Genomic DNA, 13,352 nt, shown 5'->3' with positions numbered 1-13,352 from the left:
TGATTTGAATATTGATGAGGTTAATTATCAGGTTAAAAGTTGGCTGACAGAGGCACGTGAAAATATTATTCATGCATTTGGAAATCCATTGTCTGTTGAAACAAAAAGTAGTCGAGTTGATCTTGTAACTAATATGGATAAACAGACTGAAAAATTTTTAGTAAACAAAATTCGTACCTTTGATCCGAAAGCCAAAATTTTAGGTGAAGAAGGTTTTGGGGATGATGTAACAAATTTAGATGGTACTGTTTGGATTGTTGATCCAATTGATGGCACAATGAATTTTGTCAAACAGAAAGATCATTTCGCGATTATGATTGGTATTTATGAAAACGGTATTGGAAAATTGGGATTCATTATGGATGTAATGAATAATGTTTTATATTCTGGTGGGCCAGATAGGGGCGTCTTTGCCAACGATAAAAAACTTGAAAAGCCTGAAAATATAGCACTTAAGGATGGCTTGCTAGGTTGTAGCTCACCTATGTTAATGATGGACTATAAGCATTTACAATCAATTGTTCAACATAGTTCAGGTGCTAGGGTTTATGGAAGTGCCGGTATTGAGTTTGTTCACATATTACGTGGACAAGAAATTGGTTATGTTTCTCACTTAAAACCATGGGATTTTGCAGCCGGTAAAATATTGGCGGAAACTCTTGGTATCACCGTGAAAACAATTGACGGGTTAGAGCTCGATATGTTACAATCAGCAGATGTATTAATAGCAACGGAAAACGCACAAGAGGACATTTTAAAACTACTAAATAGTTTTTAGTAGAATCGCGTTGTGGCTGTGACTAACAAGTCGCAGTTTTTTTATGCGATTTATTTATGAAAAAGTATGAAAACTTTTAGTAAGTGTGTTAATTGTCTGCTATAATAGTGAACTGTAGTTATTATTCGTAAAAATATTAAGGCTCCAACGAAAGGAAGAACAAACTTGAAAACAAGAGATGACATTCGTAACATTGCGATTATCGCCCATGTCGATCACGGTAAGACGACATTAGTTAATGAATTATTAAAACAATCAGATACATTGGATGGCCATTCAGAAATTAGTGACCGTGCCATGGATACAAATGATATTGAAAAAGAACGTGGTATTACAATTTTATCAAAAAATACTGCTGTTAGAGTTGGCGACAAACAAATTAACATTTTAGATACACCTGGACATGCCGATTTCGGTGGTGAAGTAGAACGTATCATGAAAATGGTTGATGGTGTTTTACTTGTCGTTGATGCTTTTGAAGGAACAATGCCTCAAACACGTTTTGTTTTGAAAAAAGCTTTAGAACAACAATTAGTACCAATCGTTGTTATTAACAAAATTGATCGTATGGGTGCTCGTCCACAAGAAGTTGTTGATGAAGTTCTTGATTTGTTTATTGAATTAGGTGCTGATGAAGCACAACTTGATTTCCCTGTTATTTATGCTAGTGCATACAATGGTACATCAAGTATGGATCCAGATATCGAAACTCAAAAACATTCTATGGATGACGTTTTTGAAACAATTATAAATACAATTCCTGCACCAGTTGATAACAGTGACGAACCATTACAATTCCAAGTTTCAATGTTGGATTATAATGAATATGTTGGTCGTGTTGGTATTGGTCGTGTGTTCCGTGGAAAAATTGCTGTTGGTGATCAAGTTTCTGTTATTAAACTTGACGGCTCAGTTCAAAACTTCCGTGTTTCAAAACTTTTTGGTTTCTTCGGTTTAGATCGTGTTGAAATTAATGAAGCTAAAGCCGGTGATTTAATTGCAGTTTCAGGGATGGATGACATCTTCGTTGGTGAAACTGTAACACCAAGTGATCATCAAGAAGCATTACCATTAATGCGTATTGATCCACCTACACTACAAATGACATTCAGAACGAATGATTCACCATTTGTTGGACAAGATGGTAAAAACATTACTGCTCGAAAGATGGAAGATCGTCTTAAATTACAATTGCATACTGATGTTTCATTGAAAATTGAAGATACAGATTCTCCAGATGCTTGGGTTGTTTCAGGTCGTGGAGAATTACATTTATCAATCTTAATTGAAACTTTACGTCGCGAAGACTATGAAATTCAAGTTTCACGTCCAGAAGTTATCTACCGTGAATTCGAAGGCAAGATGCAAGAACCATTTGAAAGCGTCCAAATCGATACACCTGATGAATATTCTGGTGGTGTTATTGATACAATGGCTCAACGTAAGGGTGAAATGATTAACATGGAGACCGGTAATAACGGCCAAACTCGTTTAACTTTCTCAGCTCCTACTCGTGGTTTAATTGGATATGATTCACAATTCCTTTCAATGACTCGTGGATACGGTATCTTAAATCATACTTTCTCTGAATACAAACCAGTTATCCGTAACTGGGAACCTGGTCGTCGTAATGGCGCATTAGTTTCTATTAATTCAGGAAAAGCTACAACATATTCAATTATGAGTATTGAAGAACGTGGAACAATTTATGTAACACCTACTACTGATATTTATGAAGGAATGGTTGTTGGACAAAGTAGCCGTGAACGTGATATTTCTGTAAATATTACTAAAGGAAAAGCTATGAGTAATGTTCGTTCTTCTAATAAAGATCAAACAGCCTCAATCAAGAAACCAACTATTCTTACTCTTGAAGAATCATTGGAATTCTTGAACACGGATGAATTATTAGAAATCACACCAAATAATTTACGCTTACGTAAACGTATCTTAGATACAAATATGCGTGAAAAAGCTCAAAAACAACATAAAACAGATTCAAAAAAAGGTTAATTTAAAAAGAGTTGAAAATGATTAAGTTCATTTTCAACTCTTTTTTTTAATCATGATAAATAGTAATATGGTATACTATTAGGAGTCACGAGAGAATAAAATCGATGAAAAACAACATTTCTAAAGAAAATGTGATGGTCACTTTGCAAGAAAATGTAGATAAAATAAATAAATTTATCTGGAAACAGCGAAATACATTTTACTAGCTTGGTTATGTTACATTTTAAGAAGTAGTTGATACTTAATTGTTCGTTTTTCTCGTGAAGTAGATTTTGTGTTGGAGTGTGCTCTGTTTGAAGAAAAAACTGAAAAGAAGCAGATAAAGAATCTTGAAGTAACTTCGAATAGACACTTTAGTACTAAATTTGAAAAAATGAAGAAATAAGTTGGATTAAAAATGCAAATTTTAAAAAGAATAACACAAAAATTACAATATCTTGATTATTTTATTTTTATACCGTATATCATATTATCCGGAATTGGTGTGGTCATGGTTTATTCTGCTAGTTCATATAAGGTTCAAATGGCGGGTGGCGATCCAACGACATATTTAAAAAAACAATTGCTTTTTGCCATTTTAGGATTGCTAGTTGCTTTCCTTATATATTCAATGAAGGTTAATTTTTTTAAAAGTTCTGGATTTATAATATTATTTGGTGCAGTGTCCATTCTGCTACTTTTATACGTAGTACTTAGCGGTAAAACAGTTAATGGTGCAGCAGGATGGATTAACTTTGGCTCTTTTAACATTCAGCCCGCAGAAATCAGCAAGATTTTTTTAGTCTTGTTTATGGCGCAACAAGTTGCATTCCGTGAAAATAAAGAATTAAGTTATGAGGGTAGAAATAAACGTCGTTTTATCTATGCGATTGCAGTAGCCTTACCACTCATTTTAATTTTGGTTGAACCAGATGTGGGTGGGTTTATTATTAATTTTAGTGCAGTATTAATCATTATTTTGGCTAGTGGGTATTCAATTGGAATAACTTCTTTAATTTCTGTTGGTGGCATGGGTACTTTAATGATATTATTATCAAAATTAAAATCTGTTTCTCCAGATTCTGGTGGTCCATTAGCATATATGGCTAAAAGATTTAGTGGATTCAATGATCCGTTTAAATATCAGCAATCAACTGGACAACAGCTGGTAAATTCATATTATGCATTAAGTAATGGTGGTATTTTTGGTGCAGGACTAGGAAATAGCATCCAAAAACGAGGCTATCTACCAGAACCGTATACTGATTTTATATTAGCAATTACAGGTGAAGAACTTGGATTATTGATGGTATTTTTTATTTTAATATTACTTTTCAGTATGATTGGACGAATTATCTTTATTGGTTCTAAAAGTAAAGAAACTTTCCATTCACTTTGTTGTTATGGAATTGCGACGTTTATGACAGTGCAGACTGTATTTAATGTTGGTGGTATATCAGGTGTTTTACCAATAACAGGTGTAACATTTCCATTTCTTAGTTATGGCGGATCAAGTATGCTTATCTTGAGTTTCTGTGTAGGCTTAGTTTTAAATATATCAGCTTTAAGAAAAAAGGAATTACTAAATAATAAATAAAAAGGGGGTCATAATCAAATGCTTGACGAAGAAAATGGGACTAAGTTAGTTATACAAAAAAGACAAGGTGTCATTGTGTTTTTATACCATATGAAGCAAATTAAGCAGTTGAAACGATTCGGTATTATTCAATATATTTCAAAAAAAATGAAATATGTTGTCATTTATATGAATCAAGAAGACCTACCCGAGACGATTAAGAAAATTCAAAATTTAAAATTTGTTAAAAAGACAGAAGTATCGCATCGCCCTGATATTGATATGGACTTTGGGTCTCGAATGGGTGAAAAAGCATTTAAATTAACAGATGAAGATCAAGAAAAATTTAAAAATAAAAGTGAGTAAAGTATATGAGAATAATTTCAGGTGAATATGGCGGAAGAAAATTAAAAGCAGTTCCGGGTATGGCAACAAGACCTACAACGGATAAAGTTAAGGAATCAGTGTTTAATATTATTGGTCCTTATTTTGATGGCGGTAAATCGTTAGATTTATTTGCAGGTAGCGGAGGGTTAAGTATCGAAGCTGTTTCTAGAGGAATCTCGCATGCTTTTCTAATTGATAGACAGTATCAAGCAATTAAAACAATTAATGATAATATTGCTATCACAAAGGAAGAAGATAAGTTTACGGTCTATAAGCAAGATGCCGATAAAGCAATTGGACTATTAAAAGGTAAAGAAACATTTGATCTTGTTTTTTTAGACCCACCTTATAAGACCCAAGAAATAATTGATACGATAAAAAAAATAGATAGCAGCGAGTTGTTAAATAATCAAGCTTTAATTATTTGTGAAACAGATCAATATGCTAACTTACCTGATGATATTTCTGGATTCAGGCTATTTAGGAGACAAAATTATGGAATTACACAGGTAACGATTTATCAAAAGGAGAACTAAAATGAATGCAGTTTTTCCGGGAAGTTTCGATCCATTAACTAATGGACACTTAGATATTATTGTTCGATCAAGCCAAATTTTTGATAAAGTTATTGTCGCAGTTATGACTAATACTAAAAAGAAGTCATTGTTTACAGCTGATGAAAAGGTAGATTTGATTAGTGAAGCTACCTTTTCATTAGCAAATGTAGAAGTAGTTAGTGTTGAATCAGATTTAACGATTAACTTAATGCACCAATTAGATGCTAAAATAATTATTCGTAGTGTTAGAAATAATAGGGATTTTGAATATGAAAAAGATATTGCATTGATGAACAAAGAGTTAGATGAAACAGTGGAAACTGTATTGATGCTTGCTAATCCTAAATACGCACATATTTCCTCAAGTTTAATGAAAGAAATATTTAAATTTGATGGAGATATTTCAAATATGGTACCTAATCATATAAAAGTAGCTATGATTAAAAAATGTCATGAAGTAATTAGTAAGGAAGATTAACTTAAATAAAATGAATCATCATTAAAATACGTGATAATGATTTAAGGAAAAAAACGAATTTCATTTTAAATGAAATTCGTTTTTTTGCGTATTTAAATATAAGAGGGAGGTGGATAAGATGGATCAAATAAAAAAAATTTGAATTGAATATCGAAAAATTATCATTATTTGTGTGGTATCTGTAATAGCATTGACCATTTTTTCAATAGTTACACAACATAAAAGTAGCAAAACAGATGATATGTTAGTTAATAGTATTACTAGTACGTCGTCTAGCTCGGAAAAAAATATATCAAGCCATTTAGAAACCTCAAATGGTGGGAAAATCGTTGTGGATATCAAAGGAAATATAAAAAAACCAGGTATATACACAATGAAAACAGGAATGAGAATTAGTCAGGTAATCGATTTAGCTGAGGGATTTTTATCTAACGCTGATCAGAAACAGATTAATTTAGCTCAAAAAGTAACAGATGAGATGGTTATATATGTTCCGGCAAAAGGGGAAGTAAAAGAAAATAAAGTAGCAGCTACTACTGCCCAAGGATCTTCTGTTATGGATGCAGGGTCTACTACAGGAACTCAGGATAAATCGAATGATGAATCAACGGTTAATTTAAACACCGCAACGAAAGAACAACTGCAAGGGTTGACTGGAATTGGACCAAAAAAAGCAGAACAAATTTTACAATATAGAGAAGAACATCAATCGTTTAAAACTACGGATGAATTAAAAGAAGTTGGCGGCATCGGTGATAAAACATATGAAAGTCTAAAGGACTCATTAGCGGTCTAACTTTTTTTAAAGATTTATTTTTGATATACTATAAAAAAATGAAAGAAGGAAATACCTAAATGCCTGATAATAGAATTCCTTGGGATCAATATTTTATGACGCAAGCTGCATTACTATCATTAAGAAGTACATGTGAAAGATTATCTGTTGGTGCGATACTTGTTAGAGATAAACGGATTATTGCAGGCGGATATAACGGCGCTGTTTCAGGGGATGTACATTGTATAGATGAAGGTTGCTACCTTGTAGACGGACATTGTGTACGAACGATTCATGCAGAAATGAATGCAGTTTTACAGTGTGCAAAGTTTGGCTCAGCGACAGATAATTCAGAAATTTATGTGACAGATTTTCCTTGTTTACAGTGTACAAAAATGCTACTTCAATCCGGCGTGAAAAAAATATATTATTTACGTAATTATCATAATGATGATTATGCCATATCACTATTAGAAAGAAATAATGTTATTTTTGAGCAAGTAAAAGTTGATAAAAATTATATTGAAGAAATTGTTCTGAATAAAATATTTTCAGAATAAAATCAGTTGAAGCAGTTGATCTATTTTTTGCGACGTTAGTTATTGGAATAACAAGTTTATATGTTGTAAATTACAATCCTATTTGGATTATTTTCGCTATCGTTATTTTTATACGAATTATTACGTTAAAACGTTCGATAACTTTTTATATTTGTTGTGTCTGTATTTTAATTTTTGGTATTTATTTTTACAGTAATGCGAAGGAAAGCCAGAAGCAAGTTGTAGTTGAAAAAGAGGTACAAAATGTTAATGTGAAAATTTACCCTGATGATTATTCAATCAATGGTGATTTGGTTAGTTTTGATGGACAAATAATTTCTAATTCACAAAAAATTCGAGGATTTTATAACTGTAAGTCACAAAATGAACTCAATAAGATTAAACATAATAAACACACTAAAATTATAAACGTTGATGCTAAGCTACAAAAAATTAAATCAGCGACAAATGAAAACGAGTTTGATTATCAAAGTTTTATGCGAACTAAATCAATTTACAATAGTATGACTATTATAAAAGTTAATAATAGTGAAAAAAATGTCATGAATTTATCGCTTGAATCCGTGATAAGTAAGTTACATGAATTACGAGCAGAATTAAAAAGTTATTTTAATTCTTTATCCAATCCGTTAGATAAATTTTTGAATGCTTTGGTAATTGGTGATAAGACTCAGGAATTCAATCAGGATTTAGCCTCTATAAGACAATTAGGATTAATTCATTTATTCTGTTTATCGGGTTTACATGTATATTATTTTGTGATGTTAATAAGAACGTTAGGAAATAGACTATTAATCCCACGTGAGACAGTAGCCAAAGGATTACTTTTTTTACTTCCATGCTATTTAGTTATTGCAGGGGAATCTAGTAGTTTACGACGTGCAATTTTTATGTGTATGGTTCAACTTATTTGTGAACTAATTGATAAACCTGTCCAAGGGATTACGGTTTGGTGTTTCGCTTTGTTAATAGGATTGGTGATTGAACCACAAGTACTGTTCACATTTGGCGGTCAGTTGAGCTATCTAATGTCATTACTACTAATCTTTATGGAGAATAAAGGTACTTTTGAATCAGGTATTTGGCTAAACTTATTTAGTTTGCCATTTATTTTTTTCAACGTTTATCAGTGGAATGTTCTATCAATTGTACTTAGTATTTTTATTATTCCTATTTTTGAATTCTTAATCCTACCAATTGTAATTTTTGGAGGAATGGTTGGGATTCATTTTAAGGTTGTTATGGATGGGATAAATACTGTATTAAAAACGTTTATTTATTTTTTTGATGAACTAGCACGTTTACCATTAACGATAACGTTTGGTAAACCCAGTTTAAATATGTGCATGCTATTTTTCATGTGCACCTTAACATGTTTTTTACATCCTTCGTGTATTAAAAGATGGGCAATATTAGTTAGTTTCTATGTTATGGTATTTCTATGGATCCATTTTCCAATTCGGCAAGAAGTCGTTTTTTTTGACATTGGTCAAGGGGATTCAACATTGATAAGAAAGCCGTTTAATAGGCAAATTACATTAGTAGATACAGGCGGTAAAGTTCATTTTAAGATGGATAGCTGGCGAACTAGAAAGGAGTATCAAACTTCTGGTGAAAAAATTATTACTAATTATTTATTAAGCAAAGGAATCAGTCATATAGACTATTTATATTTGACGCATCAAGATGCAGATCATATAGGTAATTTTCCGTCTATATTAACCAAAATAGACGTCGATAGAATGATTGTTCCATCTGGAATGGAACAACTGCCACAATTCATTAAAAAAATAGAATCTACTCGACCGCCTAAAATGGTGATACCTATGACAGATAATAGTAAAAAACAGGATGCTGAATTGATGATTCTACATCCTTTTAATCAAGGTATAGGAAAAAACGAAGATTCTCTTGTTTTATTTGGAACAATCGGGAAATATAGCTATCTTATTACTGGCGATTTGGACCGAGCTGGTGAAAAAAAGGTTATTCAAAAATATCCCAATTTACAAATATCAATTCTTAAAACAGGTCATCATGGCAGTAAAACTGCGACTGATCCAATATTTATTGATCAAATAAAACCGAAGTTAGCGGTGATTTCTGCTGGTAAGAATAATAGATATGGCCACCCACATCAAGAAACATTAGATACTTTGAAAAAATATCGAATACCGTTTGTTAGTACAGCAGAGCATGGTATGATAAGAATCAGCAAGTTTCAAAATTATAAAGAAAAATTAGAAGTTTTTAACAATGAAAAGAGCTGATAAATATGAATTCACAGGCAATAATTTCAACGTTATCTCTTGAAAATGTGAAGCCAGTAAATCTTGTCTTAGGTAATGAGACTTATTTAATGGAAGATGTAAAAAAAGCATTTACTGAGTTGATACCTGAAGAAGAGAGAACGATGAATTTAGGTAAATATGATATGGAGGAGGTTCCGTTGGCTAAAGCATTAGATGATGCGATGTCTGTTCCTTTTTTTGGTGATAAGCGCTTAATTTTTATTCAAAATCCTTTTTTTCTAACGTCAGACACTAAAAAAAGAAAAATTGAACACGATATTGATGGTCTTTTATCTTATTTAGCTCATCCGGAACCAACAAGTATTGTAGTTATATTTGCGCCTTATAAAGAATTAGATGGTCGTAAAAAGATTAGTAAGATGCTTAAAAAATTTAGTCTAGTTATTGATAATCAACCGTTAAATGAGCGTGCAACGCGACAGTTTATAGCCCAAGAGATGGCTAACAAATCATTTGAAATAGATGAAAACGCTTTGGAATTATTTCTAGAAAGAACCAATACAGAATTATCAACAATCATGAATGAATTGCCAAAGTTATTTTTGTATAATTTTGAAACCCACCGAATTACATTATCATCTGTTGAAAATTTAGTTTCTAAAACTTTAGAACAAAATATATTTGATTTAGTAGATGTTGTTATTTCAAATAATATTGAAAAATCAGTAACGTTGTATCATGATTTAATTTTACAAAATGAAGAGCCAATTAAGATAAATGCAATATTATTGGGACAATTTAGATTATTATTACAAGTGAAAATTTTGCAAGATAAAGGTTACTCACAAGGAGATTTAGCTAGTGTTTTAAAAGTGCATCCTTATCGAATTAAGTTGGCACTTCAAAAGATAAAGAAATTTAATAGAAGTGATTTGAGGAAAATTTATTTAGCGTTAATTGATTTAGAAAAAGCAATGAAGACGACACAACAAGATCAAGAAGGATTATTCTCATTATTTATGCTTCAAATTAATCGTATAGATGTATAAAATAAAAAATACCCAGTAGATTATTAATCTACTGGGTATTTTTCTGAAAACTTATTTAGCGTAACGAGCAGCCATACGAGACTTATCACGAGCAGCTTTGTTTTCTTTGATCAAACCTTTAGAATGTGCTTTGTCGATTGCAGTAATAGCAGCTTTGTATAAAGCATCTACATTATCGGCACCAGCAGTCTTAGCTTGTTCAAACTTCTTTACAGCAGTACGCATTGTGCTTAATTGAGCAGCATTTTTAACGTTTGCTTTTTCATTCGTTTTTACACGTTTAATTGCAGATTGAATAATTGGCATTTAAGTCACCTCCACTTATCATGATCACCTTATTGGTTCTCAACAAATATTTCAACAACCATTATTATACCTAACCAAATTAGTTAATGCAATGAAAACTTGTAAAGGATTTTTACTTGATAGTAATAATTAGATAAGAGAAGTTATAAAAAACTTGCAATATACTCTAAATTTTAGTAAGGTTAGATTTGTTCCAAGTAACCTTTAACTTAGTTTGTTGACGTCTCACCGACGACTTACTCGGTTTTAGGCATTTAGATTCAGAAAGGTGGGAAACACTAATGGCAATTACAAATGAAAAGAAAACAGAAATTATGAACGAATATGCTCGTCAAGAAGGCGATACAGGTTCTGCTGAAGTACAAATCGCTGTACTTACTGCAGATATCGTTGAATTGAATGCACATATCGGCGTTCATAAAAAAGATTTCGCTTCACAACGTGGTTTGATGAAGAAAATCGGACATCGTCGTAACCTTTTAGCATATTTACGTAACAAAGATATTCAACGTTACCGTGAATTGATCCAACGCTTAGGTCTTCGTCGTTAAAACTAAAAGCAAAACTCTTAATAAGAGTTTTGCTTTTTTTATTTTTAAAATTTAAGATATGTCTACTATAAGTGAGTTAAATGTAAAACGTTCATAAATTTTATGGTATAATTGAGATTCAAATAAAGAAAAAGAAGGTTTTTTTCAATGGACGGATATAGAGTTGCGGTTGTCGGTGCTACAGGCGCTGTTGGAACACGAATGATTCAAATGCTAGAAGAAACAAGTTTACCCATCAATAGTATTAAATATTTGGCATCTAAACGTTCTGCAGGACAAGTATTAAAATTTAAAGGTCAGGATGTTATCGTAGAAGAAACAACATCTGATTCTTTTGAGAATGTTGATTTGGCTCTATTTTCTGCTGGCGGTAGTGTATCTAAAAAGTTTGCACCTGAAGCAATTAAACGTGGTGCAGTTGTTGTAGACAACACTAGTGCGTTTAGAATGGATCCTGATGTCCCACTAGTAGTTCCTGAAGTTAATGAACAGGCACTTTATGAACACAAAGGACTAATTGCTAACCCAAATTGTTCAACTATCCAAATGGTAGTTGCACTAGAACCAATTCGTAAAAATTACGGTTTAAAGAAGGTTGTTGTTACAACAATGCAAGCTGTTAGTGGTGCTGGAAACTTAGCTATTCAAGAATTAAAAGATGAAACACAAGCTTATCTTGATGGCGAAGAGATGGAAGCAAAGATTTTACCAGCTTCTGGTGATAAAAAGCATTATCCAATTGCATTTAATCCACTACCACAAATTGATGTTTTTGAAGACACAGGTTATACACATGAAGAATGGAAAATGATTCATGAAACGAAGAAAATAATGTCTAATCAAGATATTCAAGTTACTGCAACATGTGTACGTGTACCAGTTGTTGTTAGCCATTCGGAATCTGTTTGGTTTGAAGTTGAAAGTCATGATGCTTCTGTTAAACAAATTCAAAATATTCTTGCAGATGCACCCGGTGTGGTTTTACAAGATAATCCGGAACAACAGATATATCCACAAGCAATTAATGCCACTGGTAAGAAAGATACATTTGTTGGTCGTGTTAGAGCTGATTTAGAACAGGATAATGCCTTCCAATTATGGGTCGTTTCGGATAATTTGTTAAAAGGTGCTGCATGGAATTCAGTTCAAATTGCTGAAAAATTGCATGAATTAGATTTATTAAGAGTTCCAAAGTAAAAAGAAAGGAGTGAATTAAGCGAATGTTTGAAAATGTAGATATAATGACAGCTATGGTCACACCATTTAATGATCAGAATCAAGTGGATGAAGATCGCTTAATTAAATTAATTGAACATTTAATTTTAACAGGTTCAAAAGGTATCCTGGTTAATGGTACTACGGGCGAATCGCCTACGTTGAATCATTCTGAAAAATTAAATTTGATTAAAAAAACAGTGGCAATAGTTAATGGTAGAGTTCCAATTATGGCTGGTACAGGATCAAATAATACTATGGAGACAATTGATTTTACCAATGAGGTAGCCGCTATTACTGGTGTGGACGCAGCTTTAGTTGTTGTGCCATACTATAATAAGCCTAATCAAAAAGGTATGATTGCTCATTTTGAAGCAGTTGCAAATGCTTCGAAATTGCCTATTTTCATTTATAATATTCCGGGTCGTACAGGCGTAACTATGACTGTTGAAACAATTGTTAAGTTATCTAATAATAATCATATTATTGGTATTAAAGATTGTACAGGTAGTGAAAATTTAAGTCGTATTGTTGAACAAACGCCAGATGATTTCTTGGTGTATACTGGTGAAGATACGGATAGTTTGACTGCAAAAATCTTAGGAGCAAGTGGTGTTATTTCTGTTGCAAGCCATATATTTGGTATTGAAATGACTAAAATGTATCAAGCTGTACAAGATGGAAATATTAAGCTTGCAGGAGATATTCAAAGAGAGTTGACGCCAAAAATGGCTGCACTTTTTTCTCTTCCATCTCCTGGACCAGCTAAAGCAGCTTTAAATTACAAGGGTATCTTAGTAGGTGGGTGTCGTTTACCAATAGAGGCATTAACTGACAATGAAATAAATCAACTAGTGAAAATACTAAAAATATAAA

General features: G+C 32.2%; 14 protein-coding genes. 13 read left to right on the top strand and 1 reads right to left on the bottom strand.

Annotation, left to right across the window (positions count from 1 at the left end):
- The first annotated feature begins 4 nt into the window (after positions 1 to 4).
- From AC1RPR_RS05335 to holA, 10 genes are all read left to right on the top strand, one after another.
- The gene (locus AC1RPR_RS05335; protein ID WP_481761701.1) at positions 5 to 778 is read left to right on the top strand and encodes an inositol monophosphatase family protein; all 774 of its coding nucleotides are present in this window, start codon (positions 5 to 7) and stop codon (positions 776 to 778) included.
- A 165-nt stretch (positions 779 to 943) separates the two neighbouring features.
- Positions 944 to 2,791, top strand: a complete 1,848-nt coding sequence (gene typA, locus AC1RPR_RS05330) for a translational GTPase TypA (protein ID WP_481761702.1) — start codon at positions 944 to 946, stop codon at positions 2,789 to 2,791.
- A 397-nt stretch (positions 2,792 to 3,188) separates the two neighbouring features.
- Entirely contained in the window at positions 3,189 to 4,367 is a 1,179-nt protein-coding gene (locus AC1RPR_RS05325; RefSeq protein WP_481761703.1) for an FtsW/RodA/SpoVE family cell cycle protein, read from the top strand.
- Between the two features lie 18 nt (positions 4,368 to 4,385).
- On the top strand, positions 4,386 to 4,712 hold the full coding sequence (locus AC1RPR_RS05320; protein WP_481761704.1) for a YlbG family protein: 327 nt from the start codon (positions 4,386 to 4,388) through the stop codon (positions 4,710 to 4,712).
- 5 nt (positions 4,713 to 4,717) lie between these two features.
- Entirely contained in the window at positions 4,718 to 5,269 is a 552-nt protein-coding gene (gene rsmD, locus AC1RPR_RS05315; protein ID WP_481761705.1) for a 16S rRNA (guanine(966)-N(2))-methyltransferase RsmD, read from the top strand.
- A gap of 1 nt (position 5,270) precedes the next feature.
- Entirely contained in the window at positions 5,271 to 5,768 is a 498-nt protein-coding gene (gene coaD, locus AC1RPR_RS05310) for a pantetheine-phosphate adenylyltransferase (protein WP_481761706.1), read from the top strand.
- A 241-nt stretch (positions 5,769 to 6,009) separates the two neighbouring features.
- Entirely contained in the window at positions 6,010 to 6,564 is a 555-nt protein-coding gene (locus tag AC1RPR_RS05305) for a helix-hairpin-helix domain-containing protein (protein ID WP_481762189.1), read from the top strand.
- Positions 6,565 to 6,623: 59 nt separating this feature from the next.
- Positions 6,624 to 7,103, top strand: a complete 480-nt coding sequence (locus tag AC1RPR_RS05300) for a ComE operon protein 2 (RefSeq protein WP_409022402.1) — start codon at positions 6,624 to 6,626, stop codon at positions 7,101 to 7,103.
- A 251-nt stretch (positions 7,104 to 7,354) separates the two neighbouring features.
- Positions 7,355 to 9,373, top strand: coding sequence for a DNA internalization-related competence protein ComEC/Rec2 (locus AC1RPR_RS05295; protein ID WP_481761708.1), 2,019 nt, complete (start codon positions 7,355 to 7,357; stop codon positions 9,371 to 9,373).
- Positions 9,374 to 9,378: 5 nt separating this feature from the next.
- Complete coding sequence (holA, locus tag AC1RPR_RS05290; RefSeq protein WP_481761709.1) at positions 9,379 to 10,404, top strand: DNA polymerase III subunit delta; 1,026 nt, start codon at positions 9,379 to 9,381, stop codon at positions 10,402 to 10,404.
- Between the two features lie 51 nt (positions 10,405 to 10,455).
- Here holA and rpsT read toward each other — a convergent pair whose 3' ends face one another.
- A complete protein-coding gene (rpsT, locus tag AC1RPR_RS05285) occupies positions 10,456 to 10,710 on the bottom strand; it encodes a 30S ribosomal protein S20 (RefSeq protein ID WP_409022404.1) in 255 nt (84 codons plus the stop codon).
- Positions 10,711 to 10,991: 281 nt separating this feature from the next.
- Here rpsT and rpsO point away from each other — a divergent pair, with 281 nt between their 5' ends.
- The 3 genes from rpsO (at position 10,992) to dapA (ending at position 13,351) form a co-directional block, all read left to right on the top strand.
- Positions 10,992 to 11,261: a 30S ribosomal protein S15 gene (gene rpsO, locus AC1RPR_RS05280; RefSeq protein WP_409022405.1), complete on the top strand. Its 270-nt coding sequence runs from the start codon at positions 10,992 to 10,994 to the stop codon at positions 11,259 to 11,261.
- Positions 11,262 to 11,408: 147 nt separating this feature from the next.
- Complete coding sequence (locus tag AC1RPR_RS05275) at positions 11,409 to 12,458, top strand: aspartate-semialdehyde dehydrogenase (RefSeq protein ID WP_481761710.1); 1,050 nt, start codon at positions 11,409 to 11,411, stop codon at positions 12,456 to 12,458.
- Between the two features lie 23 nt (positions 12,459 to 12,481).
- Positions 12,482 to 13,351: a 4-hydroxy-tetrahydrodipicolinate synthase gene (dapA, locus tag AC1RPR_RS05270; RefSeq protein WP_481761711.1), complete on the top strand. Its 870-nt coding sequence runs from the start codon at positions 12,482 to 12,484 to the stop codon at positions 13,349 to 13,351.
- The last annotated feature ends 1 nt before the right edge of the window (position 13,352 follow it).

The sequence above is a fragment of the Dellaglioa sp. CoH-57-MRSF-22 genome (genome assembly GCF_056781895.1).
Note: the sequence above shows the minus strand (reverse complement) of the source record. Positions and strands in the feature narration are given on the sequence as shown.

Excerpts from the sequence above, each read along its gene's own strand:
- AC1RPR_RS05320 (WP_481761704.1), top strand. The coding sequence starts at position 4,386 with ATGCTTGACGAAGAAAATGGGACTAAGTTAGTTATACAAAAAAGACAA.
- AC1RPR_RS05300 (WP_409022402.1), top strand. The coding sequence starts at position 6,624 with ATGCCTGATAATAGAATTCCTTGGGATCAATATTTTATGACGCAAGCT.
- rsmD (WP_481761705.1), top strand. The coding sequence starts at position 4,718 with ATGAGAATAATTTCAGGTGAATATGGCGGAAGAAAATTAAAAGCAGTT.
- dapA (WP_481761711.1), top strand. The coding sequence starts at position 12,482 with ATGTTTGAAAATGTAGATATAATGACAGCTATGGTCACACCATTTAAT.
- AC1RPR_RS05305 (WP_481762189.1), top strand. The coding sequence starts at position 6,010 with ATGTTAGTTAATAGTATTACTAGTACGTCGTCTAGCTCGGAAAAAAAT.
- coaD (WP_481761706.1), top strand. The coding sequence starts at position 5,271 with ATGAATGCAGTTTTTCCGGGAAGTTTCGATCCATTAACTAATGGACAC.
- rpsT (WP_409022404.1), bottom strand. The coding sequence starts at position 10,710 with ATGCCAATTATTCAATCTGCAATTAAACGTGTAAAAACGAATGAAAAA.
- holA (WP_481761709.1), top strand. The coding sequence starts at position 9,379 with ATGAATTCACAGGCAATAATTTCAACGTTATCTCTTGAAAATGTGAAG.
- AC1RPR_RS05325 (WP_481761703.1), top strand. The coding sequence starts at position 3,189 with ATGCAAATTTTAAAAAGAATAACACAAAAATTACAATATCTTGATTAT.
- rpsO (WP_409022405.1), top strand. The coding sequence starts at position 10,992 with ATGGCAATTACAAATGAAAAGAAAACAGAAATTATGAACGAATATGCT.
- AC1RPR_RS05275 (WP_481761710.1), top strand. The coding sequence starts at position 11,409 with ATGGACGGATATAGAGTTGCGGTTGTCGGTGCTACAGGCGCTGTTGGA.